The organism is Bacillus sp. FSL K6-2971 (genome assembly GCF_038006405.1).
GTDB lineage: Bacteria > Bacillota > Bacilli > Bacillales > Bacillaceae > Bacillus > Bacillus pumilus.
The window spans coordinates 1,385,895-1,411,408 of sequence record NZ_JBBOVD010000001.1; the positions used below are offsets into that span (position 1 = coordinate 1,385,895).

At 43.8% G+C, this 25,514-nt stretch carries 24 protein-coding genes and 3 pseudogenes; 21 read left to right on the forward strand and 6 right to left on the reverse strand.

Annotated features, from left to right (window positions below; translation table 11 throughout):
- Nucleotides 1-12 precede the first annotated feature (12 nt).
- The 10 genes from MHI33_RS07200 (at nt 13) to MHI33_RS07245 (ending at nt 9,484) form a co-directional block, all read left to right on the forward strand.
- Nucleotides 13-1,440, forward strand: coding sequence for a glucosaminidase domain-containing protein (locus MHI33_RS07200; protein WP_340910326.1), 1,428 nt, complete (start codon nt 13-15; stop codon nt 1,438-1,440).
- Nucleotides 1,441-1,451: 11 nt separating this feature from the next.
- Entirely contained in the window at nt 1,452-2,843 is a 1,392-nt protein-coding gene (locus MHI33_RS07205; protein ID WP_340910329.1) for a phage tail protein, read from the forward strand.
- A 12-nt stretch (nt 2,844-2,855) separates the two neighbouring features.
- Nucleotides 2,856-5,411 (forward strand): peptidase G2 autoproteolytic cleavage domain-containing protein, encoded by a 2,556-nt coding sequence (locus tag MHI33_RS07210; protein ID WP_340910332.1) that lies wholly within the window; start codon nt 2,856-2,858, stop codon nt 5,409-5,411.
- Nucleotides 5,412-5,424: 13 nt separating this feature from the next.
- Nucleotides 5,425-6,993, forward strand: coding sequence for a BppU family phage baseplate upper protein (locus MHI33_RS07215; protein ID WP_340910335.1), 1,569 nt, complete (start codon nt 5,425-5,427; stop codon nt 6,991-6,993).
- A gap of 14 nt (nt 6,994-7,007) precedes the next feature.
- Nucleotides 7,008-7,277: a hypothetical protein gene (locus tag MHI33_RS07220; RefSeq protein WP_340910338.1), complete on the forward strand. Its 270-nt coding sequence runs from the start codon at nt 7,008-7,010 to the stop codon at nt 7,275-7,277.
- A 1-nt stretch (nt 7,278) separates the two neighbouring features.
- Nucleotides 7,279-7,446, forward strand: coding sequence for an XkdX family protein (locus tag MHI33_RS07225; RefSeq protein ID WP_340910340.1), 168 nt, complete (start codon nt 7,279-7,281; stop codon nt 7,444-7,446).
- Nucleotides 7,447-7,476: 30 nt separating this feature from the next.
- On the forward strand, nt 7,477-7,743 hold the full coding sequence (locus tag MHI33_RS07230) for a hemolysin XhlA family protein (protein WP_003213691.1): 267 nt from the start codon (nt 7,477-7,479) through the stop codon (nt 7,741-7,743).
- Between the two features lie 21 nt (nt 7,744-7,764).
- Complete coding sequence (locus MHI33_RS07235; RefSeq protein ID WP_340910344.1) at nt 7,765-8,604, forward strand: peptidoglycan recognition protein family protein; 840 nt, start codon at nt 7,765-7,767, stop codon at nt 8,602-8,604.
- Nucleotides 8,601-8,840 (forward strand): phage holin, encoded by a 240-nt coding sequence (locus tag MHI33_RS07240; protein WP_066030331.1) that lies wholly within the window; start codon nt 8,601-8,603, stop codon nt 8,838-8,840. Before MHI33_RS07235 ends, MHI33_RS07240 begins: the two co-directional genes overlap by 4 nt.
- Nucleotides 8,841-8,932: 92 nt before the next feature.
- Complete coding sequence (locus MHI33_RS07245; RefSeq protein ID WP_340910349.1) at nt 8,933-9,484, forward strand: hypothetical protein; 552 nt, start codon at nt 8,933-8,935, stop codon at nt 9,482-9,484.
- 15 nt (nt 9,485-9,499) lie between these two features.
- On the opposite strand, the gene MHI33_RS07250 is transcribed toward MHI33_RS07245, so the two are convergent.
- Nucleotides 9,500-9,844, reverse strand: a complete 345-nt coding sequence (locus MHI33_RS07250) for a YolD-like family protein (protein WP_340910352.1) — start codon at nt 9,842-9,844, stop codon at nt 9,500-9,502.
- A 45-nt stretch (nt 9,845-9,889) separates the two neighbouring features.
- Nucleotides 9,890-10,093, reverse strand: a complete 204-nt coding sequence (locus MHI33_RS07255) for a helix-turn-helix domain-containing protein (RefSeq protein WP_105926420.1) — start codon at nt 10,091-10,093, stop codon at nt 9,890-9,892.
- A gap of 130 nt (nt 10,094-10,223) precedes the next feature.
- Here MHI33_RS07255 and MHI33_RS07260 point away from each other — a divergent pair, with 130 nt between their 5' ends.
- A complete protein-coding gene (locus MHI33_RS07260; RefSeq protein ID WP_340910357.1) occupies nt 10,224-11,012 on the forward strand; it encodes a helix-turn-helix domain-containing protein in 789 nt (262 codons plus the stop codon).
- 283 nt (nt 11,013-11,295) lie between these two features.
- Here the strand turns inward: MHI33_RS07260 and MHI33_RS22025 are convergent.
- A pseudogene (locus MHI33_RS22025) lies at nt 11,296-11,691 on the reverse strand (site-specific integrase); the annotation flags it as partial.
- Nucleotides 11,692-12,128: 437 nt separating this feature from the next.
- On the opposite strand from MHI33_RS22025, the gene MHI33_RS07270 reads away from it, so the two are divergent.
- From MHI33_RS07270 to MHI33_RS07290, 5 genes are all read left to right on the forward strand, one after another.
- Nucleotides 12,129-15,713, forward strand: a complete 3,585-nt coding sequence (locus MHI33_RS07270) for a collagen-like protein (RefSeq protein WP_340910359.1) — start codon at nt 12,129-12,131, stop codon at nt 15,711-15,713.
- A 1,670-nt stretch (nt 15,714-17,383) separates the two neighbouring features.
- Nucleotides 17,384-18,301, forward strand: a complete 918-nt coding sequence (locus MHI33_RS07275) for an ETX/MTX2 family pore-forming toxin (RefSeq protein ID WP_065097708.1) — start codon at nt 17,384-17,386, stop codon at nt 18,299-18,301.
- Nucleotides 18,302-18,330: 29 nt separating this feature from the next.
- On the forward strand, nt 18,331-18,846 hold the full coding sequence (locus MHI33_RS07280) for a DUF3102 domain-containing protein (protein WP_221450810.1): 516 nt from the start codon (nt 18,331-18,333) through the stop codon (nt 18,844-18,846).
- Complete coding sequence (locus MHI33_RS07285; protein WP_185108882.1) at nt 18,828-19,052, forward strand: hypothetical protein; 225 nt, start codon at nt 18,828-18,830, stop codon at nt 19,050-19,052. Before MHI33_RS07280 ends, MHI33_RS07285 begins: the two co-directional genes overlap by 19 nt.
- A 613-nt stretch (nt 19,053-19,665) precedes the next feature.
- The gene (locus tag MHI33_RS07290; protein ID WP_181462043.1) at nt 19,666-19,842 is read left to right on the forward strand and encodes a hypothetical protein; all 177 of its coding nucleotides are present in this window, start codon (nt 19,666-19,668) and stop codon (nt 19,840-19,842) included.
- A 38-nt stretch (nt 19,843-19,880) separates the two neighbouring features.
- On the opposite strand, the gene MHI33_RS07295 is transcribed toward MHI33_RS07290, so the two are convergent.
- Complete coding sequence (locus tag MHI33_RS07295) at nt 19,881-20,186, reverse strand: hypothetical protein (RefSeq protein ID WP_044142115.1); 306 nt, start codon at nt 20,184-20,186, stop codon at nt 19,881-19,883.
- Nucleotides 20,187-20,444: a hypothetical protein gene (locus MHI33_RS07300; protein ID WP_044142116.1), complete on the reverse strand. Its 258-nt coding sequence runs from the start codon at nt 20,442-20,444 to the stop codon at nt 20,187-20,189. It lies immediately after the preceding gene.
- A gap of 416 nt (nt 20,445-20,860) precedes the next feature.
- On the opposite strand from MHI33_RS07300, the gene MHI33_RS07305 reads away from it, so the two are divergent.
- The 5 genes and pseudogenes from MHI33_RS07305 (at nt 20,861) to MHI33_RS07325 (ending at nt 24,959) form a co-directional block, all read left to right on the forward strand.
- Nucleotides 20,861-21,691: a sialate O-acetylesterase gene (locus MHI33_RS07305; RefSeq protein WP_340910373.1), complete on the forward strand. Its 831-nt coding sequence runs from the start codon at nt 20,861-20,863 to the stop codon at nt 21,689-21,691.
- 154 nt (nt 21,692-21,845) lie between these two features.
- Nucleotides 21,846-22,508: a type A chloramphenicol O-acetyltransferase gene (gene catA, locus MHI33_RS07310; protein WP_065097705.1), complete on the forward strand. Its 663-nt coding sequence runs from the start codon at nt 21,846-21,848 to the stop codon at nt 22,506-22,508.
- 204 nt (nt 22,509-22,712) lie between these two features.
- Nucleotides 22,713-23,830, forward strand: a pseudogene (locus tag MHI33_RS07315) (response regulator aspartate phosphatase).
- Nucleotides 23,820-23,945, forward strand: coding sequence for a hypothetical protein (locus MHI33_RS07320; RefSeq protein WP_340910376.1), 126 nt, complete (start codon nt 23,820-23,822; stop codon nt 23,943-23,945). The pseudogene MHI33_RS07315 and the gene MHI33_RS07320 overlap by 11 nt, the downstream one beginning before the upstream one ends.
- A gap of 183 nt (nt 23,946-24,128) precedes the next feature.
- Nucleotides 24,129-24,959, forward strand: a pseudogene (locus MHI33_RS07325) (SMI1/KNR4 family protein).
- Between the two features lie 42 nt (nt 24,960-25,001).
- Here the strand turns inward: MHI33_RS07325 and MHI33_RS07330 are convergent.
- Nucleotides 25,002-25,250, reverse strand: coding sequence for a DUF2651 family protein (locus MHI33_RS07330; RefSeq protein ID WP_283924391.1), 249 nt, complete (start codon nt 25,248-25,250; stop codon nt 25,002-25,004).
- Between the last annotated feature and the right edge of the window lie 264 nt (nt 25,251-25,514).

The following is a 25,514-nucleotide window of genomic DNA, read 5'->3' on the forward strand; positions in this document are numbered from 1 at the left end:
GGAGGTGAGCGGTTGAGCAACGCTAGTTTCATCAAAGCGATAGCGCCGGATGCGCAGAAAATATACCGGAATTACAACATACTCGCGTCGCTTGTCATTGCGCAGGGCTGCCTAGAATCCGGCTACGGAAATTCGGGATTGGCCACGAAAGGTAAGAACTTGTTTGGCGTAAAAGGTTCGTACAAAGGCGCTTCTATTCGTATGTTGACGTGGGAAGTGTACAACGGAAGAAACGTCCAGGTATACGCCGACTTCCGTAAATACCCGTCTTGGTACGAGTCGATGCAAGACCTCGCGAAGTTGTATATCAACGGAACGAGCTGGAACCCGAATCACTACAAAGCTGTCGTCGGTCAAACGAATTACCGGAAAGCAACGAAGGCTCTCGTTAGTGCCGGATATGCAACGGACCCAGCGTACGCGACGAAATTGAACAACATTATCGCGACGCATAACCTAACGAAGTACGACACGAAGAAGACGACAGACACAAGCACCGACGTAGATAAGCCAGCGAAGCCAAAACCGGAACCATCCGTTGTTGATATAGACGAAAACTTTAATGAAGATGTATTCTCGCCGGATATTGTTTTCGGACGATCTTCAGCGATTCCACGCTCGGATGCAAACTTCCGTATTCAATACCGCAATGGAACTATTATCGACATGGCACGAGACCTATCTGTTTTAGTACGTAGTCTAGTCGTATCGGCGCCGTCTCCGAATATCACCTACGAAAACATACCGGGGAAAAACGGTTCTTATCGCACAGGTAAAGATTTCGGTAATCGCCGAATCACGGCCGAGTGCACGATGTATGCTGAAGACGCCGCCGACTTCTACTTGTTACGCGACGAAATATATAATGCTCTTTATCAGGAATCCGAGTTTTATCTAGTCGCGGAGGGCAATCCGAAGAAACGTTGGCGAGTCGAATTGAGCGATTCTTTTGATCCGGAGAGAAGCGGAAGCGTGGCCGATTTTACACTAACGTTCGAAAGCGCATCTCCTTACTGCGAATCGGTCGGTACGACGCAGGACCCGTTTACTTTTGACGCGAGTCTTTGGCAGTTCGGCGAAAACCTAGAGGACACTATACCGGTCTATAAACATAAGACAAAGAGCTTCCGTATTTACAACGCGGGGGCTATTCGTATTGATCCGTTGGAATTGCCTTTCGTCATTTCGTATAAAGGCGCCTCATCTAAGTTAAAGATCACGAACAAAACGACCGGCGATGCTTGGCAATATACGGGCGATACGACGTCGAAAGAGACGGTTATTTTGGACGGGGTCAAGGCGCGTAAAGATGGCGTAAGTATTTTCGGAGATACCAATCGGCAGACAATCCGACTAGAGCCGGGATGGAACGAATTTGTGTTGTCGGGAACGAGCGGATCATTCGAAATCAAATTCGATTTCCGATTCTATTATTTCTAGGAGGTGGCGCGATGGAGCTACTTATAAAAACGGTAAGAGGCGAAGTCGAGGCGCTTACCGACTACGATTGTACGGTACGGGAGACGGCCGAGAATGAAAAGTCGCTTGATGTGTCGGTTTTGAGTACGAGAAACAACGATCACTCATTCGGGTTGATCGAGAACGAAAACATCTTCGTTTGCGACGGAGAGGAATACGTCATCAAGAAGACGCGTCCAGTCACGGCAAATAAAACGATAAAGATCGAAGCATCAGGCGTCTATAAGCCGTTAATCGACCTAGCCGACAATTACGTTTATAGCAAATCCAGCAAGAAAAAGAAGATGACTATTGACGACATGGTTGCGATCGCCCTCGAAGGGTCCGGCTATTCATACGACATTTCACCGGAAGGCCTTGACGCTACGTTTGAGCTCGAAGATTTCGGCGATGGTTTCTCTAACGATTTATTGCGAGATATCCTCGATAAGTACAAAGCGGAATATACCATCGAGGGGAAAAAGGTAGTCATTGCGAAGGAATTGGCTCGCGACACCGACTATCAGATTCGATATAAATTCAATTCGCGCGATGAATCGGTTGAGATCGATACGAGTTCGTTAAAGACGTACATCCGCGGCTATGGAAAACAGAACGACAAGACGAAGGCGTACGCGGTCGAGCTTGAGTACACGAGCCCGTTAGCGGAAATCTACGGAATCAAGCACGCTGCACCTATCCGCGATGACGCATATACCGACAAGAATGCCGACGAATTAGAGCTTCGACTGCAAGAAGAACTAACGGATACGATCGAGCTATCTTTGACGCTGACGTATACGGAGCTTCGACATTTCGGCGTCCAAGACATCCGCAAAGGCGACTACGTTTGGTGCATGATCGATCCGTTTGGAATCAATAAGCGAATTAAGGTTGTCGGTGTTGAGCGTTATTCTGATCCGAATAAGTCGCCAGTTTACACATTCGGAAAGCTGAAACGCGATATTAAGACGGACATGAAAAACTTTCGGAAGACTGAGAAGCGCGTATCCAAGTTGTTCGATGCGTCCGGAAAAGTAAAAGGGCCATCGGTAGGTTCCGGTATACGTATCGGAAGCGACGCAGACTTTGACGACGGATATGACCCGACAACTATACCGAAGTATGGACCAGCGACGGCGGTTTCCGATGGATTGCTGACATCAAACGATTATCAGAAGATACAGAGCATCGTAGTAGGACCGGACGGGAAGCCACAAGTAGATATGGCTAGTTCATCAAAGGCCGGATTAATGTCGTCGACTGATTATATAAAAGTTTCGAAAATAAACGTCAGTTCTTCCGGAGCAAACGTGGACCTTAATAAACTTGTATCGGACCTGACGGCGCTGACTGCGAGAGTAGCCGCGCTAGAATCTAAATAAAGGAGGCACTAAATGGCTAACGTATTTTTAAAGCGGATTGCATCAGCATTCGACCGAAACGCTAGGAACAACATGAATGATAACTTCGGTAGTATCGAGAAGGGATTTGCGCAAACGACTTCCGAGTTGAATGCACATAAGAGCGCACCTACTGCGCATACCTCAGCACAAATTAAACACGGATTATTCAACGTGAGTAACCGACTAGACAACTTACATGCACGCTTTGCGAATCTTGTTGTCAACCATGATGGTGAGGATGTAAAAGAGGTTGTAGATATTCGAGTTGCGATGGATGCATCGACCCATAAAACGGCCAAAGATCGGCTAGATTACGAGTTTGCTCTTATTGACAAACGCTTCAAGCGCGAAGTTCATGTGGACGATTTTGGGGCAGTTGCGGACGGTAAAACGGATTCAACGGAGGCCTTTAAAAAGGCTATCGGTAGTGGAAACGTTATGGTCAAGGCGTCCGCGGGTACTTATGTCGTTCGAGGCATCAGGCTGCCTTCAAATACGGCGCTTATCGGTCAAGGTAAGGATATCACTATCTTTAAATTACACAACGATGCTTCAGCAAGTACTATTTTGCTAACTAACGCGGACCACAGCGCAGGTAACCGAAATATATATGTCGAGGGGTTTACGCTTGATTGGAACCGCAGTCGTCAAGGCGGTCTAAAGGCTACGGGAGGAATTGCGTCAAGCGCATTGACATACGCAAAAGTCACGCTTGGATGGGTTCAGAACGTAAAAGCGATTAATCCCGGCCTACATGGATTCGACATTACCGCACCAACTTACAATATAACTGGATCGAACTATACCCAAAACGGTAGTCGTTTCGTATGGATTGATAACTGCGAGGCATCCGGCTATGGGGATGACGGAGTAACTACGCATTACAGCGAATATGTTTTCATCGATCGTTGTCATTGTACGAATCCAAGTGGAGAAGCGCACGCCCAAGGAGCGTCTAACTCTAATGGAATTGAGATCGATGACGGCTCCCGTAACGTTTGGGTAACCGGATGCTATACTTCGGGGAATGTTCGAGGAGTAGAAGTAAAAGCGCACGCAAGTTGGCCGGCGGCTCAAAACGTCCATATTTCTAAGCACGTATCGTATCGAGATGTTAGGAGTTATGATGCGAGACATATCGGCCATCACAGAGCAACCGATCCGCAAAGTACAACAGCGCGCGACGTGTCATTTACTGACTGTACGTCAATTGAGCCGATATACAGCGATATGTATAAAGGGCTTGCGCCTAGAGCGTTACTTATTTCTGCGTATCATCGGGTTAAAGTGACGAATTTTACCGCAATTGGCGATCCTTCCTATGATTATAAGAAAACACCTATAGTCGCGACCCAGTTTAAGTCTCGTAACATCATCATCAATGGATTAACGATGACAGGTTTTAAGACAGCCTCGCACGATGTTCGGGTGTTCGGGGGTGCCCAAAGATCGGATGATGTATCCATTTCTAACTTTGTTATCGAAAATTCCGCAGACATTGGAATCGGAGTCGGTGGGAAGGTTTACGGGGTAAAGATTTCTAACGGCACCTTGAACGGAAATAGCGGAAGTATTGGCGTGTATTCACCTAACACACAGACGGTCATTGTCGGTGTTTCTGCGACTGGATATCAAAACGCAGCCGATCTCGCAAAGAGGACATTTTCTCAAGTACCAACAAGACTAAAGGGTGGTTTGGTGGCCGGTTCAACGTCGGGGGCGGCTAGGAGCACGTCAAGTGCTGTATTAGGTACAACGGGTTCTTGTGAAGCTCGCGGGCCGGCAAACGTTATATTGGGTTCGCGAGAAGGATCGAGTACAGACGGATCACGCCAAGCCGTAATTGCTTCTAATAACAGTCACACAAAAGGCGACGGATTTTCTCGTGTTGTTCTAGCATCGCAGGGAGTAACGTCGGTTCAAAACTATTCTGTTTCGGGCGGATACCACGATACTAAATGGCAAATCTCATCGATGTCAGGTGATATCACTAGCGCCGGCCAAGTCCGAGGAGGCTCGTCATTATCCGACTATGCGGAGTATTTTGAGAGCGCCACGGGCGAATCCATACCCGTAGGAACGGTCGTGACTCTCGATGGTTCTAAGATAGTGCCGGCGCAACAGGACGATTACTTATTAGGTGTCGTATCATCTACGGCGGGCATTGTTCTTGGCGAGTCATCATTCGATTGGCAAGGACGTTATTTGCGTGATCGATTTGGTGGAGTCATTACGCAAAAAACAAACGTTATTCACGTTGAATCTGACGGAAAAGAGAGCGTTGAAATTATTGATCTTCCGGTTGAAAATCCGGACTACCGAGAAGACGTTGGGTATTTGCCGCGGTCAATTAGACCGGAGTGGCATGTCGTTGGTTTAGTCGGCCAAGTTAGCGTCAGGATTGACGAGACTGTCCGCGTCGGTGATTTTGTAACGGCTGTCAACGGCGTAGCAACAAAAGGCGCGTCTAATTGGCGTGTAATGGAAATCGAAACGCCGTATGACGAAGCAGAGGGCTACGGCGTCGCGAAAATATTTATTCGATAAAGGGGAGATGTGTATGTTAGCAAAAGATGGCGCTTTGTCTTTCGACGTCAATGCGCAAACAAAGCGGCCTATCAATGCCGCCATACAATTCAGCACGCAAGATATAAAAACGGCGCGTCTATCCTTTAAGCTCACGAAAGATGGCGTTCCTTTACCGTTATCGGCGGTCGTAGGTAAATTAGTCCTTTCGATGGCGGATGGAAGCCGTTTTATACGAGCAATTACACTAGTAAATAAGCCCGAAGGACTTGCCGAATATGTTTTGTCTGCGGACGAGATCCGTCATTATGGAAACGTAAAAGCCGAATTGATCCTTTATTACACGAACGGCCAAGCGCTATCCATTCATAAATTCGGCTTCAGCATCGAGCAGTCACTTATCGATCAAAATATCGTACCCGTTGCGGAATATTACATCGATGACTTTGAAACGCTGCGGGGTCAAATTAACGATCTTTATGACGACGTAGTAGCAACCGTTGCGGAAATTGAAGCAAAATTCGAAGACTTGGACAACGTTGAAACGAAGGTTGGAGCGCAAGAAAAAGTAGATGCTCACGCAAATAATTCGGATGTCCATGTCACTGCGAAGAAGAAAGCGGAATGGGACGCCAAAGAGACGACAGCGGGGGCGCAGCAAAAAGCGGACGCCGCGCTACAGAAAGCGAAAGATTATGTCGCCGGCTTCCAGCAGAAAAAAATCACGGCTGATACGGGAATGCCCCTAATTTCGATTAGAGATACGTCAATAAGTATTTTAGAATCCGTCATCGACGGCGGCTTGGGTCAGGGAACTTTCTACGCAATCGCAGGATCTCGGGATATGCCGAATCATCGTTCTTGCCGAGGTTTCTATCACATGACGGATACTACGAATGGCAAAGCAATTTTCGGGTGGATTTATGCGACTGATTTCGCAAACAACATTTATACGAATTATCTTAATAATAACGTATGGAGTGGTTGGGCAAGGTTGTCTAATCCGACTATGTTGTCTGAAACTGGACAAAGTCAACTGCTGCCGAATGGTACGGATATTTTAACGTTACCATCCGGTTATTACTACGCCGTCGGAACGAACGTACTCAACATGCCGAGTAAAAACGATTCATCGTGGTTCAATATTTACGTTATTGACAATAGCAACAACCGTAAAACTTTTCACGTTATACGTAGTGCTGATAACCTTCATTGGTGGGGAACGGTTCATACTGACGGATCATTCAGAGGGTGGAAACGGATGATGACGGATGATGAACTAAGTAGTACGTGGAACCAAGTTACATTAGTCACGGGAGTAACAAAGCACTTTGCGGGAAATCCTCTTCTATTCTCAATTCGTCAAAATACGCTTCACTTACGAGGGTCTTTCGAGGGAATACCGGCAAACGATGCTGTAATTGCACGGTTCGCTCAAAAACCGTCGGGGATAACCGTTTTTGGAGGCACCACAGTTGGCTCATACGGAGCAGCACGGCTGTCATTTGCGGAAGACGGATCGTTGAAATTTGACGGGCTAAACGCGAATGACAACACCAAAGTCACGAGGATTGAAATTAACGAATCGATTCCGTTGTGGTAAAGGAGTGAATATGTATGCAAATTTTCTACTATGACGAAAATTTTATATACCTGTGTGAAGATATTATCAGCGAGTACGACGAGATCCCGGAAAACGCTACGGATGTACGGCCTAGAGATGGTCTGTATATTGCAACGTTTGATCCGGAAAAAGAAGAGTGGTTTGAAGCTGCGACACAGGAATATATCGACAGCCTTCAACCGAAGCCTCAACCGTCAAAAACGGAGATCATGGAGCAACAGATCGCTGACCTTTACTATCTTATCGCGTTAGGAGGTATGTAGAATGTCGATCGATTGGTTTTCGGTAATCAAAGGCTTTTACGATGACGGACTTTGGTCGAAGAAACGCGTCCATGACGTAGTGGCAGCCGGCAGAATCACACCGGAACAATACAAAGAAATTACGGGAGATAAATACGAAGCTGATAAGCCGCCGGCCGAAGAGTCGTAGGCTTTTTATTTTGGAAGGAGAGACGTATGTATGGCGGAGCCGAGCAATACCGAATTAAACGAAAAGATTTCGGACATTCGCGAGTGGCTCGTTCGTATCGATACTAAGGTCGACTTTTTCAACGATGTTAAAACAAAAGCAGACCAAGCGGACGAGAAAGCGGATGAAGCGTTGGCACTCGCAAAAGAAAACCGCGCAGACATTTTAGACATGCGCGCAAATACGAAGTGGGTTTGGGGCGTGATGCTTACGGTAGTGGGTTTGTTGCTATCGCTAGGTCTCGCGCTTTTTAAATAAAACGAAAAGGGAGACGATTATATGACGATTAAAGTGACGAAGGATCTTGTATCTCCGAGTAAGTACGGAATTAAATGTCCGAATGCGATGGACGCGAAATACATCACGTTCCATAACACAGCTAACGATGCGCCAGCTAAAAATGAAATCTCGTATATGAAAGGAAATACGAATCAAGTATCTTACCACTTCGCAGTAGATGACGTAGAGGTTCGTCAGGGGATTCCAGTAAATAGAAACGCTTGGCATTGCGGAGACGGTTCCGGACCGAATAGCGGAAACAGAACGTCAATCGGCGTTGAGGTGTGTTATTCAAAATCCGGGGGCGAGCGCTATAAAAAGGCGGAAGCATTAGCGATTAAATTCATTGCGCAGCTTCTAAAAGAACGCGGATGGGGCGTCGATCGCGTTAAGAAGCATGAAGATTGGAGCGGAAAACACTGTCCGCATCGTGTGCTCGATGAAGGTCGTTGGGGCGCAGTTAAATCGGCTATTGCGAAAGAGCTCGCAGCACTAAACGGAACCAAAGCGCCTGCAAAAACGGGCACAGCGACTAAGCCGGTGAAAGCGACTAAACCAATAGCGCCGTCCAAAAAACTAGCGGTACCTACCGGCGTGATCCGTCAAGGTGCTCGCGGTACGGCAGTTACGCAACTTCAAAACGCATTGGCTGCCGTATATTTCTACCCGGACAAAGGGGCGAAGAATAACGGAATCGACGGCATTTACGGTCCGAAAACGGCTAACGCAGTCAAGCGATTCCAGTCGACGCAAGCCGGCATTGCAAACGACGGCATTTACGGACCTGCAACACGCGCCAAACTGGTGGCGGCATTAAAGAAAGCGGGGTATAGCGTATGAAGAAGAATATTAGCGCAGGAACGGTGACTCGATTTATTTTACTTGCGTTGGCTCTCGTAAATAGCGGACTGACGATGTTTGGCGTGCAGACGATTCCGGTAGACGAGGCGGCGGTGTCCGATTTTATTGCGCTTCTTTTCCTCGGCTCTACGGCGCTATTAGCGTACTGGAAAGATAACGATGTATCCAAGAAGGCGCGCGAAAGAAAAGCGTTAGATGAGGTCGGCAAGAAGTAGACGGAACTTTCGGCGGTTGCTTACGTATAAAAACGTAGGTAGCCGTCCTACATAACAATAACGTATAATTAAAAGAAAAAGGTCGTGGTTAAATGAAGCGTGTTAGACTACTTTTTTCTATAGTAATAGCCTTGCTGATAGTTGCGGGGTGTTCGTCGAATACTCAGCCGAGTAGTAAAGACGAAGAGGTCCAAGCGGAAGAAACCAACGCAAATGAAAACTTACGTGAGGACAGCGATCTGTGGGCCTATAGTTCGGAAATTAATGACGAGGATAATATCGACGGGCTGAATATAAAAGTTGATCGAATTCTTATTTCGCCGTCAAGCGCCCATATCGCAATAAAAGGTTCGATCGAAAATATCGGCCATTCTTCCTTCGAAGCCTTTCCGGCATCCGAAACGATTAAGTTAAACACAGGTGAAGAACTCGGTCCGGAAGAATTAATCAAAGTATCGGAAGAAGGTACGCCTAAGCTGAAGAACAAAGGCGATAGGCTCGACTTCTTTTACGCATGGCCTATGTCGAATACGTCACCAAACGAAGTTACTAGCGTTAATTTATCGTGGAAAATTTACGAAATGTCCGGTAAGGACGTTTCTGACTCGACTTCATTTGCGCGCGAATATACGTTTAACCAATAACGAAAAGCCCCGTCCCTAACCGGATGGGGCGTTTTTTACGTTTAATATGTCCGCAAACTTAACGAAATTAGTATCACCGCGATTATCCTTCACACGAAATTCCTTCCGTAGATGGTCCACGTATACAACGCGACCACTTACTTCGCGAACAAATCCGTCATCATATAACTCGAAATCTAGCGGCAGGTCTTCGCTCAATGCCGAGGAAATAACGAACTCAAATTCGGCGACTTGTTCTTCGCTTAATACCGGTCGATCTATTTTCTGCTTCGCGAGATGTAATTGGCGCAAAGCTTCGTTGTGTTCAGGCAGAATAAACTTCATCTGCCATCTATTCTGATCCTTCCGTTCGTCCCACATCGGCGACACCTCCGATTAAATTATAGCCGAATGTGCGTTCGTTCATCAATCGGAAATATCAAACAATTCATTCGCGTCAGTTAGGCCGAACTCTTTTATTACCTTTTCGAGAACATCCTTCGGGTATCTCTTCATCTTGCCGGAACACATTTCGCTTACAGTACGTGTTGATAGGCCGGTTTTTGCAGCGAAATCCTTTTGCTGGGTGTATCCGTGCTTTTGTAGCAACTCGTTAATACGAAGCCTCAACGTAAGCCACCTCCGATATTCATTACGCTAAGTATAATCTTTTTTAACTTATTACGCAATACGTAATTGACAATTCTGTTTTCCGTAATTATAATTACGTTAACAGTAAATTACGAAAGGCGGAATTGATATGCATTACTTAGCGGAACACCAAACGTTCTCCTCGACGCAGGCCCTAAACACGGCCGTCTACGAACATATCAAACGAAACTCATACGACCTATCCGACACAGCGCGGACCGCACTTAAGCAGATCGCACGTTATGCGGTAAAGTTCGCAGGCGCAGCGCATCTCAAAGCGGAAACCTTGGCCGACCTGATCGGTAAATCCGTCAAGACGGCACGCCGCGTTCTTAATCACCTAGCCGCGCTGAACATCGTCAAGAAGGTCGCAACGACCCGTAAAATCAACGGAGGCAAGGGCGCAAACATAATCGTCATCTTACCGTTAACTGCGAATGACCAGTCGACAGTGACCACTCGCCAAGCGCCGGAAAACGCCGACGTACCAACGGTTGAGACGCCGAAAATCGAAAATGAACCATCGGATTCTATTAATCTTAAAAATCAAAAGCACGTTAAAGATACGGCTACGGTTCCGGCTGAAGCGTTGAAAAACTCGTTGCCAACAGAAATCTATAACGCTATGAGTCGCTATTTTGACGCAGCAGAAATCTATAAATACTACGGCTTGTTATTGCGTGCTAAAGCCTCCGTAGATCCTGCGCTAATGATCGAGCATGATCCGGAGCCATTCGTAGATGCGTGGCACAAGACAATGCTCAAAGCGAAATTGAACGAAATTAGCCGTTTTGATGACTACGTATATATTGCGTTCCAACGTGCGGCAAGCGAGGCAAAACGCAGGAAAATGCGTGCTAAATTAGAGGCGTTCGAAGCGTTTCTTGAAGCGGAGTAATGCGGATGGGTATCGCATGAAATACTTGCAGAATAGCGCTCCTATCGTCTATAATACGAAGTATCGAAGTGAAACCGTTTGACTTACCGACTGACTTAACGTCTATATACCAACGTTTGACTTACCGTCTGACTTACCGGAGACTTCTCGGATACCTTGACAGGGTAGAGGTCGCTGGTTCGAGCCCAGTCGGAATCATCGTTGAAACCCTTGCCTAGCAAGGGTTTTTTTGTTTTTTTTGACAGCGAATATTTGTTCTGTTTCTTTTGATTGGGGACGTACTTTATCCACCAGATTGTTTCTGAGTATTTTTAGGATCAGAACGATTAAGGTGTTCTGCAGTGTTAAATTCTAATTTGTTTGTGACATGACCATAAATATCTGAGGTAGTTTTAGCACTAGCATGCCCGGCTCTTTTTTGAATAGCATTAATGCTCTCACCAGCCTCAATAAGGAGTGCGACCATTGTATGTCTTAAATCATGTAATCGAATGTTTTTTAATTTGTGTTTATTTTTGATCTTAGACCATTAAGCCATTATGAAATAAATATTGGTGATCATCTCCTTCCCATACTAGTTAGGCATCTTTACAAAACGTTTAGAACTTCTTGATTTAGGTTCTTTAACATAGGGTTTGCCATCAACTGTCTTTGAAATTGAACGATTAAAAAAAAGACCTCACCATCAAATGAGGTCCTTTTCTATCCGCAAGCGTTAGAGGAGGTTCCTCTTACATATTTTACCTAAATTTTCTAGTGGTTATAACTCCAAATTTATAAAAAATCACTTTTCCAATTCCACTTACATATAGTATACAGGCCGCATGTCTTTAATCTCTCATGGTTTTACCCCATCTAGAAAAAATCTCCCCCTATGGGGAGGTCTTTTCTTTTTGTGTCTTTATCTTATTTTTTTTCTTGTGGAGGGGAATAATTTATTGTAATTGCTTTACTAATGCTTTTTTGAAAACTATATAAGAAAAAGAACATTATACATATTTATCAATAATAAAAATGTTGTTATAAATCATCTGTTAATTTAGACTGTTTATACATTTTTGCTAAACAATCTCACTAATGTAGATAAGGTGCATAAGATGTCAAAGAGGTGATTTTATGAAAAGGTGTAGGCATTGTGGGAAATTATGTACATCTCATTTGGGAAATAATAATAAACGAGGAAGTTGGTATGGTTCGTATGAAGATTATGACTGGGAGTGTGATAGCTGTAAGAAAGGAAAAACAAGAAAACCAGTGAAAAATCCTTGCTGTGGAAAGGATCCTTGTGTGTGTGTCATCCAAGGTCGTCCAGGGGGTAGAGGTAGAAGAGGCCCAGCAGGTCCAACAGGTCCAACTGGACCAGGAGTAGGAGCAACGGGAGCGACCGGCGCAACAGGAGCAACAGGAGCAGCAGGAGCCACCGGAGCAGCAGGAGCGACCGGAGATACGGGAGCCACAGGAGCAGCAGGAGCGACCGGAGATACGGGAGCCACAGGAGCAACAGGTCCAACGGGAGCGACCGGAGATATTGGCGCAACAGGAGCAGCAGGAGCAACAGGAGCCACGGGAGCAACCGGAGATACTGGAGCCACCGGAGCGACCGGAGCGACCGGTGCAACAGGTCCAACGGGAGATACGGGAGATACGGGAGCCACCGGTCCTACCGGAGATACGGGAGCCACAGGAGCAACAGGTCCAACGGGAGCCACCGGTCCTACCGGAGATACAGGAGCCACCGGAGCAGCAGGAGCGACCGGAGATATTGGCGCAACAGGAGCAGCAGGAGCAACAGGAGCCACGGGAGCAACCGGCGCAACAGGAGCCACGGGAGTAGGACTAACAGGTATTGTGCCATTCGACCCAGGAGCAGCACCAGGTTATCCAGTAGGTCAAGTTGTGACGAATAATGGTAGTACGTATATTGTAAATACGCCATCTCCAACTGGCACGCCAGGAACATCACCAGATTACACGTTGATAGCGGGTGCGGGTGCAACCGGAGCAACCGGAGATACAGGTGCAACGGGTGTCACGGGAGCAACCGGAGATACTGGAGCCACAGGAGCCACGGGAGCCACAGGAGATACTGGTGCAACAGGAGCCACGGGAGCAACCGGAGATACTGGAGCCACAGGAGCCACCGGAGCGACCGGCGCAACAGGTCCAACGGGAGCGACCGGAGATACGGGAGCCACCGGAGCAACAGGAGCAACCGGAGATACGGGAGCGACAGGAGCAACCGGAGATACTGGAGCCACAGGAGCCACGGGAGCCACAGGAGATACTGGTGCAACAGGAGCCACGGGAGCAACCGGAGATACTGGAGCCACAGGAGCCACGGGAGCCACAGGAGATACTGGTGCAACAGGAGCCACGGGAGCAACCGGAGATACTGGAGCCACAGGAGCCACCGGAGCGACCGGCGCAACAGGTCCAACGGGAGCGACCGGAGATACGGGAGCCACCGGAGCAACAGGAGCAACCGGAGATACGGGAGCGACAGGAGCAACCGGAGATACTGGAGCCACAGGAGCCACGGGAGCCACAGGAGATACTGGTGCAACAGGAGCCACGGGAGCAACCGGAGATACTGGAGCCACAGGAGCCACCGGAGCGACCGGCGCAACAGGTCCAACGGGAGCGACCGGAGATACGGGAGCCACCGGAGCAACAGGAGCAACCGGAGATACTGGAGCCACCGGAGCCACAGGTCCAACGGGAGCGACCGGAGATACTGGAGCCACAGGTCCAACGGGAGCGACCGGAGATACTGGAGCCACAGGTCCAACGGGAGCGACCGGAGATACTGGAGCCACCGGAGCCACAGGAGCAACCGGAGATACTGGAGCCACCGGAGCCACAGGAGCAACCGGAGATACTGGCGCAACGGGAGCCACCGGAGCCACAGGTCCAACGGGAGCGACCGGAGATACTGGAGCAACCGGAGATACTGGAGCCACCGGAGCCACAGGAGCAACCGGAGCCACAGGTCCAACGGGAGCGACCGGAGATACTGGAGCCACAGGTCCAACGGGAGCGACCGGAGATACTGGAGCCACAGGAGCAACCGGAGCCACGGGAGCGACCGGAGATACTGGCGCAACCGGAGCCACAGGAGCAACCGGAGCCACGGGAGCGACCGGAGATACTGGCGCAACCGGAGATACTGGCGCAACCGGAGCCACCGGAGCCACAGGTCCAACGGGAGCCACAGGAGCAACCGGAGATACAGGAGCCACCGGCGCCACAGGAGCCACAGGCCCTACAGGAGCCACAGGAGCCACAGGAGCAACCGGAGCCACAGGAGCAACCGGAGCCACGGGAGCGACCGGAGATACTGGCGCAACCGGAGCTACAGGAGCAACCGGAGCCACGGGAGCGACCGGAGATACTGGCGCAACCGGAGCCACCGGAGCCACAGGTCCAACGGGAGCCACAGGAGCAACCGGAACCACAGGCCCTACAGGAGCAACCGGAGCCACAGGAGCAACCGGAGCCACGGGAGCGACCGGAGATACTGGCGCAACCGGAGCTACAGGAGCAACCGGAGCCACGGGAGCGACCGGAGATACTGGCGCAACCGGAGCCACCGGAGCCACCGGAGCCACAGGTCCAACGGGAGCCACAGGAGCAACCGGAGATACAGGAGCCACCGGCGCCACAGGAGCCACAGGCCCTACCGGAGCCACAGGAGCCACAGGCGCCACAGGAGCAACCGGAGCCACAGGAGCAACCGGAGCCACGGGAGCGACCGGAGATACTGGCGCAACCGGAGCTACAGGAGCAACCGGAGCCACGGGAGCGACCGGAGATACTGGCGCAACCGGAGCCACCGGAGCCACAGGTCCAACGGGAGCCACAGGAGCAACCGGAACCACAGGCCCTACAGGAGCAACAGGAGCCACAGGAGCCACAGGCCCTACAGGAGCGACAGGAGCAACCGGAGCCACCGGCCCTACAGGAGCCACCGGAGCCACCGGAGCAACAGGAGCCACAGGAGCCACAGGCCCTACAGGAGCGACAGGAGCAACCGGAGCCACCGGCCCTACAGGAGCAACAGGAGCCACCGGAGCAACAGGAGCCACCGGAGCCACCGGAGCCACCGGAGCCACCGGAGCCACCGGAGCCACAGGAGCCACAGGAGCCACAGGTCCAACGGGAGCCACCGGAGCCACCGGAGCCACCGGCCCTACCGGAGCCACCGGAGCAACCGGCCCTACAGGAGCAACCGGAGCCACCGGCCCTACCGGAGCAACCGGAGCCACCGGAGCCACCGGCCCTACCGGAGCAACAGGCGCAACCGGAACGCTTGCAACAGCCTCTGCTTCTACTATTAATACTACTGCTCAAACTGTTGCTGATAATAGTCTTTTTTCATTAGCTGGGACTCAGTTCTTAAATAATGTAACTTTTACTGCTCCAGATACTTTTGTTGTACAACAAAGTGGTAATTATGATTTAAAAGCTCTTGTTTCCGCTGTTGCAGGGCAAGCTGGTCCGCTTGGCATTGATATAATAGCCAATGGATCAGCTATTGGTACCGGTGGTGGTAGAGTTAGGGGAACCACAGCTGGTCAAGAAGTAACAGCTATCGGTTTTTCAGGTCAAATTGCTGCAGGAACGACATTTCAATTAAGGAATGTTAGCGGGCAGGCTATTTCAACAGATTATGTAAGACTTACGCTTGTCAGAATCAGTTGATCACAGTAATAACAGGATTGGTTGATATTAATCCGTTTATATTAGGTTTATATATTGACTTAGCAACGATAGTTAGTTGGATAACTTAGTAATGTGTGTTGGTATTATGGTGTTCTATTAACAGGAGGAGTTAGTGTTTTTAATCATGATAGCTCTGGATTGTAATAAATAGAACACCAGCTTCGTTTGCTGTATATATTAGTAAGATAGTTGCGTAGCACTGTATTGGTTGGAACGAGTATTATAGTCGTAGGTAATTTGGCTCCAATATTGAGAAAGTCTTAACTCTAGCCGCACAAATTAAATATATTAATTAAACAGGAAACTAGGTCGTTGTAATCTTTGCAAGCATCATATGATAGTTTTGGTGATTCCGCAGTGGGTTAAGAGTGTTGATATATTAATCACGTAATTGAAACTCAGGGGTGACTTTAACAGAGTCATCCCGTTCTAATTAATTCGAAAAAGCAATACTAAAAAAGCTGGTAAGATGCCATTAGGATGATGGATAGGCGTGTGATAGTTGTAAGAGGTAAAGTTCGGAAAACCATAAAAAATTCATGCTGCGAAATCGATCCTTGTAAGTACGATATTCAAGGGCGGCCAGGGTAAGTAAAAAATGATCAAAACCTGACAATGATCCCCAAAAGACATATCAACTTAAAATCTATAGGCAAAAATAAAACAGATCCTTTAAGGTCTGTTTTTTATGGGGACGGATTGGGGACCAACCCTTTCAGTTTTGTTCAGAAATGCACATTTTTTATCAGAAAGGCTCATCATAAAACCTTATTAAATCAGTCTTTTTCAGAGAACGTTTGTTTGCTGTGGATAAGGTCATTAACCTTGACAGGGGAGAGGTCGCTGGTTCGAGCCCAGTCGGAATCATATAAAAAGACGTTGATATAAAGCCATTCTTGAGTTATTCAAGGATGGCTTTTGTCTATTTAAAATGAAAAAGTTCTAAAAATCAATGCAATTAATGAGAATAGCATACCCTGCTTCCCTATTTGCACATGTATCTGAAAGGCGAAAGCTGCCATTAAGTGCTGTACGAAGGATGGGTGTATCGTTTCTGACGATGCAGGACAAGCCACAAGTAGGAGAATCCATTTTTTGGGGCTCTGAAACTGTTAGGGACACTTGACACAGTAGGCTTGTTTGACACTATCAAGATGATCAGTTGCCTGTCTGAGTTTGTTTCTTTTTTTATAAGCAAATTCAGGCAGACAACTTGTCCAGCCGTTGTCCATTGCTTTCAACCTATCAAGCCAAAAAGCAAACGACAAGTCAAGACTAATAGTGAAAATAAATTGAGGAGTTGTAAGAAAACATGGGGACTCCTCAAACTTATGTCAAAGGGTTAGCTTCATGTCTGTCCATTTGACAGGTATTAAAGGGAGTAGTTTTAACCGACACCCTATATGATAGGAACACTATGACGGTCACCACTATCATTTTAAATGAGAGTATTAAGCTGATAAGTTGAACTTAAGGAAGTGAAGTAGCCCACTGTAGGAGTGGAGATATAATCTAACGAACAATTGAGTCGTTTAAAACTAAGGTATTCTATTAGGGGTGAATTAAATTTACAATAAATTGTATTTATGTATATTTGTGTTATGATAATTATGTTCAATATAAAATACAAACGGTAAGGATGAGATTACATGAAAAAAGTCTTTTTGTTTAGTACGATTATCTTTAGTTTTATTTTAAGTTCATTCCCATTAGTTACAAAAGCACAAGATATTCAGATTCACAATCTCCAATCCGATTTAGATCAAATTGGAATAAGTTATTATCACGAACGATTAGCTGGTACTACTATGACTGGTTTATACAAATATTCTAGTGAACCCAAATCAGTAGATACAAGTTATTACAATTTTGATATTGATAGGTCTAGCGTAAAGACAACAAGCAATAGAACTTCTATATCACCTGTATTTATAGGTCAAAGTGAATTTGCTAATGGAACAGATAAATCCCAGAGATTTACGACCCAAACTTATTCAGAAGAGATTTCTCAAACATTTGACACTTCAAATGTTTCTGGTTTCAATTTAGGCGGCAATAGATTTATTTCTATTTTGTTACAGATGATTGATGGAAAAAAGTTTGATATTATTCAAAATACAGCATCAAAAACAGTATCAAGCGAAACAAAGAATCAAAGACTTACAGCTTCTCCTCAAACAATTAAGGTTCCTGCTCATAAAACTTATGTTGTAGAAACATATTTAACTAGAGATCAATATGATTTCACAACTACCTATACAGCCAAAGGTAATTTAGGTAGAACAAATATTAAAACTACTGCAATGTGGATAGCGTACGATGGAACACCACATCTCAAAAAAGGTAGTATTTCCGATGACACAATTAATTATTGGAATGCATTATCAAACAATGGAAAGTCTGGAATTAAAAACTTAAAAATAAACAATGTAAATAATAGTTTTTCATTTGATGGTAAAGTTTATACTAAAGCCGTTTATGGCAGTACATACACTATTAAAACTTATGAAAAAAATGAAAAGAATCAACGAATTTTAGTGGATAAATTTACTCTACCAATAGAATAATAAAAAGGTCAAAGAGTGTAGTAGTCTCTTTGGCCTTTTTAATAGAAATCAACTCATATAAACAAGTAGCTGGTCAAGCCATATTTGAGATTGGCAGACGACTAAAACATGTTAAAGAGAATGATTTGGTGCATGGTGAGTGGATTAAGTGGTTAGAGAATATAGACATGGATAGATATCAGGCAGCACGTTTCATCAAAGTATTCGATAATCTAAGCGAATCAAATGTGCGCCTGGGCGCACATTTAGGTCTGAAAACTTTGTACGAAATTGCGACGATACCCGAAGATGCTCGAACCATTTCTCACCAAATCCCATCAACAGGTGAAACAAAAACTGTAGACGAAATGACTGTGCGTGAGTTGCGTGAAGTGAAGAAAGCATTAAAGGAAGCGGAACAAGATAAGAAGCGATTAAAACGTGAGATAGATGAAGCGAGGAATATGGATCATGATGAATTAATCGAGGATTTGAAAAGAACCCAGGTTATCATAGAAGAAAATGGATATTGGGGGATTGTCAGTAAATGCACAAATCAAAGTTAGTTGTTTGGACGTTTATCGTTGTGACTGGATTCTATATGCTGGTGAGTATATGGAACATTGCTGTATTTCCAGATAAGACATGGACAGATTACGCAGGACAGATTTTGATTGTCGTTTTTGGAAGTATGGTGAATGGATTAATCGCTGCTTTCTTTATGTACGCAGCAGCTATATTAGTAAAATATATTAATGGTGATAAAGCTTAAATTTGTAGACAGGGAGATGCAACCTTGTCTATTTTTTTAGAGGAGATGTTACCTCATGGATTGGTGAAGATTTTAGTCACAGAGGTGTCACAAGAAATGTTTTTACTATTAAGAATCACTTAGTATAAGTTAGTAAACTAAATCGAATGAATCCTTATGCATCAATGATTTGGACAACTATTCAGAATTTTATAGAATTAGTTAGAAAACGTGTCTCGTCCTTGACAGGATAGAGGTCGCTGGTTCGAGCCCAGTCGGAATCATCGTTTAAACCCTTGCCTAGCAAGGGTTTTTTGTTTTTTCAGTAACGAATATTTGTTCAGTTTCTTTTGATGGGGGCCGAACTTTATCCACCAGATTGTTTCTCAGCATTTTTAGGATCAAAACGATTAAGGTATTCGACTTATCATCTGGCATCGTTAAAGTGACCGAGCCTTTGAAAAGGATGCCATAAACAATGGAATAGACGGCTACTTGGAGCAAAAACAGAAAATGTGGTTAAACGATTCCAGCTCATTTTTGTTGGATGGGGAATTTTTTTTGTTTTAATTGGGAAAAATTTGGTTATAAGGTTAGGTGAAACGTGATATGATTGTAAAAAGGAGGTAATGTGATGACATTTAAAAAAGCGTTCAATATAGGTTATTTTGTATTGCTTTTATCTTTTATTGTCGTATATTTCTTGCTTCCAGTCGATCAAATATTTACCGCAATTATGATTCTAACCGTACTATTTGGAGTATACCAATTTGTGATTTTCAAAAAGCTAAAAGAGCAAAAACAGCAATAAAAACAGCCCTAGTCTGCATTAGACTGGGGCTGTTTTAATTATGTTCCGCACATGTAATGCTTTCCTGCCGATCCTACTTCGTCCAGTTTTTTATTTTTACGTTTACTGACCGAGAACATTTTCAAGTGTCTCTTTCTCCACAAATAACAAATATCAGTGTCGGCTCGTGTTCCCCAACGTGCGGAGAAGTAACCTGTTTTCATTTTCAATTGAATCATTATTTGAGCAGCCGCAGTAGCAATCCAACCAACATAAGGAATACGGTTTAAAATGGCTGCTACAATTACTCCTAAAACTGCCTTTCCTTCTACTGTAATACGGTAATGATCATATTTGGACCACACTCATTTTACCTTTTGTTTCAGTGTTGTAAAATCAACATTTGCTAATTGTTCAAGGGAATTAGTGACCATTGGATTCATTTGATTTTCTAGTACAATGCTGTTTGCAATCTTATTTACCTGTTCTTCAATTGCAGCTATTTCGTCAGATTTTAGATAGTTACTAGAAACAGAAATATTACCTGTCTCTTTGTTAGATGTATAGGTGATTGTGCCAAGTTCAGTTTTAAAAGTGGTAACATGTTGTGAATCGTTTTCCATGGTTTATATATTTGTTTTCAATCCGTCTATTTCTTCGGTGAATTCTTCGTGATTTTTAAAAGAGTCGTTTTCTTTTGAAGTGTTTTTCTCGGTTGCAAAACTTGGGGGAACAGAGGTCAAAATCAGGGACAAGGACAACAAAATAATAAACAATGCCCGTTTTTTCATGTAATTCCTACTATGGAAAATATAGTCTTGCGACACCATCTTATCTTCTTCAACAAATATAAAAGAGACTAAAATACCATTTTATAGGATTGTTGTGTTTTCATTGTGTGAATAGCTGAATGCACTTTTTGAATTAATTAAAGTAAGCGCTAATAGGGCTTGAGATTGTTGAAATTTATAAAAAAAGAAAATGATAACGTTCAAGCGAATACACATTTGATAAAATATTTAGTGGAGGGGAAAATGATATGAAGTCATTTTTACTAATTGGACAATCAAATATGGCGGGTCGAGGCTTCAAGCATGAAGTGCCTCCGATTTATAATGAAAGAATCATGATGCTGCGAAATGGTAGATGGCAAATGATGACTGAACCTATTCATTTTGATAGGCCGGTAGCTGGTGTAGGACTAGCGGCTTCCTTCGCGGAGGCTTGGTGCAAGGATCAAGAGGGAGAGAAGATTGGTCTTATTCCATGTGCCGAGGGTGGCAGTTCCATTGATGAGTGGTCACGAGATGGGGCATTATTTCGTCATGCAATAAATGAAGCTAAATTTGCAAAGGAAGATAGCGAATTGGTCGGGATATTATGGCATCAAGGAGAAAGTGACAGCCAAGATGGGAAATACAAAGAATACTATGAAAAAATACGAAGATTATTTCATGAACTAAGAACTGAATTATCTGTACCTAACATTCCGCTTGTGATAGGAGGTTTGGGCGATTTCTTGGGAAAGAGAGCATTTGGCGCAGGGTGTGTGGAATATCAACTGATGAATGAGGAACTACAAAAATATGCATATCATAATGAAAATTGTTATTATGTTACTGCGAAAGGCCTTGCATCTAACCCAGACGGAATTCACATCAATGCGATGTCTCAGAGAATATTTGGTATAAGATATTATGAAGCATTTCGAAAAAAAGAACATATACATGAACCATTGCCAAATGAACATGAGTTAGTGAATGAATGTCATAATAGAATGAATACCTCAGCGGAGAATACATATATAGCACTAGAAAAATTCACGTTGGGCAAGATAACTTACGAAGAGTTGCTGCAGGCTTTAACATAGGCTAAGCTTATGGTAGCCTTTGAATGAAAACGTTATAACTTACATTAGTGATAGACAGAAACATGACAAGTCTCTTGAAAGGATGATTGTGGTGGTGAAAACAGATAAAGTCTCCTCCTGAATACAGTAAATCACATTCAGGAGGAGATAAAAAATGTTTAAACAAATAGACGAAAATTATCCAAGAAAAGAGCACTTTCACCATTATATGACGTTAACCCGATGCTCATATAGCTTGGTGATCAATCTAGACATCACGACATTGCATGCAATATTAAAAGAAAAAAGGCTAAAAGTATATCCTGTGCAAATTTATTTGTTAGCAAGAGCTGTGCAAAAAATTCCTGAGTTTCGGATGGATCAAGTGAACGATGAACTGGGTTACTGGGAGATTCTCCATCCTAGTTATACGATTCTAAATAAAGAAACAAAGACATTTTCAAGTATTTGGACGCCTTATGACGAAAACTTTGCTCAGTTTTATAAAAGCTGTGTAGCCGACATTGAAACATATAGCAAAAGCAGCAACCTATTTCCGAAACCTCATATGCCAGAAAACATGTTCAATATTTCAAGTCTACCGTGGATTGATTTTACTTCTTTTAACCTTAATGTATCTACAGATGAAGCTTATTTACTGCCAATATTTACGATAGGCAAATTTAAGATGGAAGAAGGAAAAGTCATTTTGCCCGTTGCCTTACAAGTACATCATGCTGTTTGTGATGGCTATCACGTCGGTCAATATGTAGAATATTTGAGGTGGCTTATTGAACATTGTGAAGAGTGGTTAAATGATTCAATGCAAATTACCTGAAGACAAAAGGTGCTCCTATGGAAATCTAGAAGATGAAGGCAGACTGAAATGAGTCTGCCTTTTTGTTTTGTGATGATCATGAAATGTGCCAAAGGTTTACGGTGCTAGATTTGTTCTTTTTGCGGTTTCTTTTCGATGCTTTGTAAATTTTTGTATGTGATAATAAATGTAATATAAGGGAGTTCAGTGGAAGGGGAATAAGGGATGGAGAAAGTTCTTTCTTCACATGTAGGTGTGAAAATAAATGAATGGTATAAAATGATTCGGCAATTCAGTGTACCTGATGCAGAGATTTTGAAAGCTGAGGTCGAACAAGAAATTGAACGGATGGAAGAAGATCAGGATTTACTCATTTATTATCAATTGATGTGCTTTCGCCATCAAATCATGTTAGATTACATTAAACCTGTAGACTTTAATAAAAACAGACCAACCATTTCATCCCTCTTAGATCAGATAGAAACATCTCAAGAAACGCTCACCGGCATGTTAGAGTATTACAATTTGTTTTTCAGAGGCATGTATGAATTTAGTAATAAAGAATATGTAGAAGCGATAAAATATTATAGAAAAGCAGAAATAAAGCTGGAGATTGTTTCTGACGAAATTGAAAGAGCTGAATTCCATTTTAAAGTTGCAGAAGCTTATTACATTATGAAACAGACACATGTATCTATGCACCATATTCTGAAAGCAATGGAGATTTACGATCAATATGACCTGTATAAAGTAAGAAAGATTCAATGCTCATTGGAAACTATGATGATATGAAACGCAGTGATAAAGCTTTTCCTCATTTAGAAAAATCTTTAAGGATGGCTGAAGAAATTCAAAACAATAGATTGATCTCATCAGCATATTATAATCTGGCTGATTGCTATGAATGTTTAGGTGATACAGATCAAGCTATTGCTTATTGTGAAAAGGCTGTTCGTATCAACGAAAATGAACGATATGACAACTTACCACATTCGCTTTATTTTCTGTCATCGTTATTGATGAAAAAAGGCGATTATAAAAAGGGAAAAGATGTCCTTGATTATGGCTTTTCAATCTCTGTTCAATATGATGAAAATTTATACAAACGACTGTTCCACTTTATCGAAGCCCTATATGTTGATAAAGTAAATATTGACCAAATTAAACAGGTCTTTCATTTTTTAGATGAGAACAAAATTTATGCTTATTTAGAAGAGCTGTCTTATGATGTGGCAGGTGTGTTCAAATCTAAAAATGATCACGAAACAGCAAATGAATTTTTAATGAAAATGTTGGACGCACAAACAAAAATTTTGAAAGGGGACTGTCTTTATGAATATTAAAAAAGTTGTTTTTTGTGCATTGGCAGTCATTGTACTGGCATCTACTGCTGGTATTCCATCACTTTCTAAAAGTGATAACAGCAACATCGAGGTTGCTTCAAGAAAACAAACGTAAAAAAGCCTCCTCCAAGGGGCTTTTTTATTTTGTCGTAAAGCTTACAGCCTTTAAGGTATCAGAGAGGATGAAAGGTTTATGATCTTCTCCTCCTCACCAGTTTATTAATAGATAAGTTTGAGTAGAGAATTCATAATGAACCAATGTTATACTGACCTTAATACAGATTGGGAGGCACCCAACTTGATATCATTCTGGGAAAAAGAAGAAGAGAGCCCTTTCACATTAAAAAAGATAAATGAGGAACAAATTCGTGAAGCAGAGGGAACACTTGGAGTCACTTTACCTGATACATACAAAAAGCTCATCTTAGAATGGAATGGCGGGTTTACAGTTCGTAATGCTTTTCCAACCGAACAGCCGAATTCATGGGCTAAGGATCATGTTCAATTTGACCATTTAAGAGGAATCGCCAAAGATGATGGCATCATGAATAGTCTTCAGTTAAGTGATGAATTGGATCTGCCTGAGGGACTTGTGATCATCAGCGGAGAAGAAGATACATGGATCGCAATGGATTATCGAGAAACGAAGGAACATCCTCCTATTCACTATTTCGATTTAGAGCTGGAAGTAGATTTTAAGCTGGCAGATACTTTCGATGATTTTATTGGGCAGTTATATACAGCTGAAGATGCGATGGTCGAAGTAGTAGAGATTGAGGAGGAAGCTTCGGATTTATATGTCAGTAAAGAAGAGCTTGAACACATATTTGAGAGGCAAGGCCTTCGTCAGCACAATCTTTTCAAAATGGCACATTATCCGATGGAAGAAACAGAAGAGGTCGAATGGTTTTTCAATCGTATGAAACAATGCATCTAACAGATAAACGATCAACATGTTTTGTATGAAGCAGCGACAACGATTCACTCCATCCTTCTGTTAAACCCAGATATGCCAAGAAATGACCGTATCAATCAAGAGCTGCAAGAAATGGCTGAATTTCTAGAAAAGAGTGGAGAGCCTAATACCGCCTTTTTGGGAGAAGACATTCATCCAGTGAAAAAACGATAGTGAAAGAAGAAAAGCCCCAAAAAAGGGCTTTTAAAATGTAGTTTATGACCTCTTTTTATTTAAAATTTTCATGATGAATAATGCTATATATGAAGCAATGAATGAGCCAAAAGTGTAAACAACTGCCCAGCCTAAGAAGGAGACATTAAAAAGTGTAAATGTCAGGATGAGTAAAATGATAAAGCTCACAACTGGCATGAAATAAACCTTTTGTACAAACAATGTGACGATAAAAGAGGCGATAATCATACTGACTGGAAGCAAGCCGAATGCGAATTCTAAATGAGTCATACCAATTCTCCCTTTAAATGACTTAGCTACATTTGAGTTTAATAAATTATTAGACAAAAGAATCAATAACCATATCATAACATGAATAAATACAATTATTTCATTTTATGTAATTGGGTGGGGTATTTGATGATTTTAAATCCCTCTTTTTGTGACCTTATTGAAAGTCATATTTAAATAAAGTATAGTAACTTTATATTACAAAGAGGAGGATGGTTAAAGATGATGCATGCAGGAAGATTACGCCAGCAAACTTTGAACAAT

Bases quoted from the DNA above. Each gene is read 5' to 3' on its own strand.
- MHI33_RS07330 (WP_283924391.1), bottom strand. From the start codon at position 25,250: ATGACTCATTTAGAATTCGCATTCGGCTTGCTTCCAGTCAGTATGATT.
- MHI33_RS07240 (WP_066030331.1), top strand. From the start codon at position 8,601: ATGAAGAAGAATATTAGCGCAGGAACGGTGACTCGATTTATTTTACTT.
- MHI33_RS07275 (WP_065097708.1), top strand. From the start codon at position 17,384: ATGAAAAAAGTCTTTTTGTTTAGTACGATTATCTTTAGTTTTATTTTA.
- MHI33_RS07250 (WP_340910352.1), bottom strand. From the start codon at position 9,844: ATGTGGGACGAACGGAAGGATCAGAATAGATGGCAGATGAAGTTTATT.
- MHI33_RS07215 (WP_340910335.1), top strand. From the start codon at position 5,425: ATGTTAGCAAAAGATGGCGCTTTGTCTTTCGACGTCAATGCGCAAACA.
- MHI33_RS07210 (WP_340910332.1), top strand. From the start codon at position 2,856: ATGGCTAACGTATTTTTAAAGCGGATTGCATCAGCATTCGACCGAAAC.
- MHI33_RS07220 (WP_340910338.1), top strand. From the start codon at position 7,008: ATGCAAATTTTCTACTATGACGAAAATTTTATATACCTGTGTGAAGAT.
- MHI33_RS07320 (WP_340910376.1), top strand. From the start codon at position 23,820: ATGAATATTAAAAAAGTTGTTTTTTGTGCATTGGCAGTCATTGTACTG.
- MHI33_RS07235 (WP_340910344.1), top strand. From the start codon at position 7,765: ATGACGATTAAAGTGACGAAGGATCTTGTATCTCCGAGTAAGTACGGA.
- MHI33_RS07230 (WP_003213691.1), top strand. From the start codon at position 7,477: ATGGCGGAGCCGAGCAATACCGAATTAAACGAAAAGATTTCGGACATT.
- MHI33_RS07260 (WP_340910357.1), top strand. From the start codon at position 10,224: ATGCATTACTTAGCGGAACACCAAACGTTCTCCTCGACGCAGGCCCTA.
- MHI33_RS07245 (WP_340910349.1), top strand. From the start codon at position 8,933: ATGAAGCGTGTTAGACTACTTTTTTCTATAGTAATAGCCTTGCTGATA.
- MHI33_RS07205 (WP_340910329.1), top strand. From the start codon at position 1,452: ATGGAGCTACTTATAAAAACGGTAAGAGGCGAAGTCGAGGCGCTTACC.
- MHI33_RS07300 (WP_044142116.1), bottom strand. From the start codon at position 20,444: ATGGAAAACGATTCACAACATGTTACCACTTTTAAAACTGAACTTGGC.
- MHI33_RS07285 (WP_185108882.1), top strand. From the start codon at position 18,828: ATGCACAAATCAAAGTTAGTTGTTTGGACGTTTATCGTTGTGACTGGA.
- MHI33_RS07290 (WP_181462043.1), top strand. From the start codon at position 19,666: ATGACATTTAAAAAAGCGTTCAATATAGGTTATTTTGTATTGCTTTTA.
- MHI33_RS07270 (WP_340910359.1), top strand. From the start codon at position 12,129: ATGAAAAGGTGTAGGCATTGTGGGAAATTATGTACATCTCATTTGGGA.
- catA (WP_065097705.1), top strand. From the start codon at position 21,846: ATGTTTAAACAAATAGACGAAAATTATCCAAGAAAAGAGCACTTTCAC.
- MHI33_RS07305 (WP_340910373.1), top strand. From the start codon at position 20,861: ATGAAGTCATTTTTACTAATTGGACAATCAAATATGGCGGGTCGAGGC.
- MHI33_RS07225 (WP_340910340.1), top strand. From the start codon at position 7,279: ATGTCGATCGATTGGTTTTCGGTAATCAAAGGCTTTTACGATGACGGA.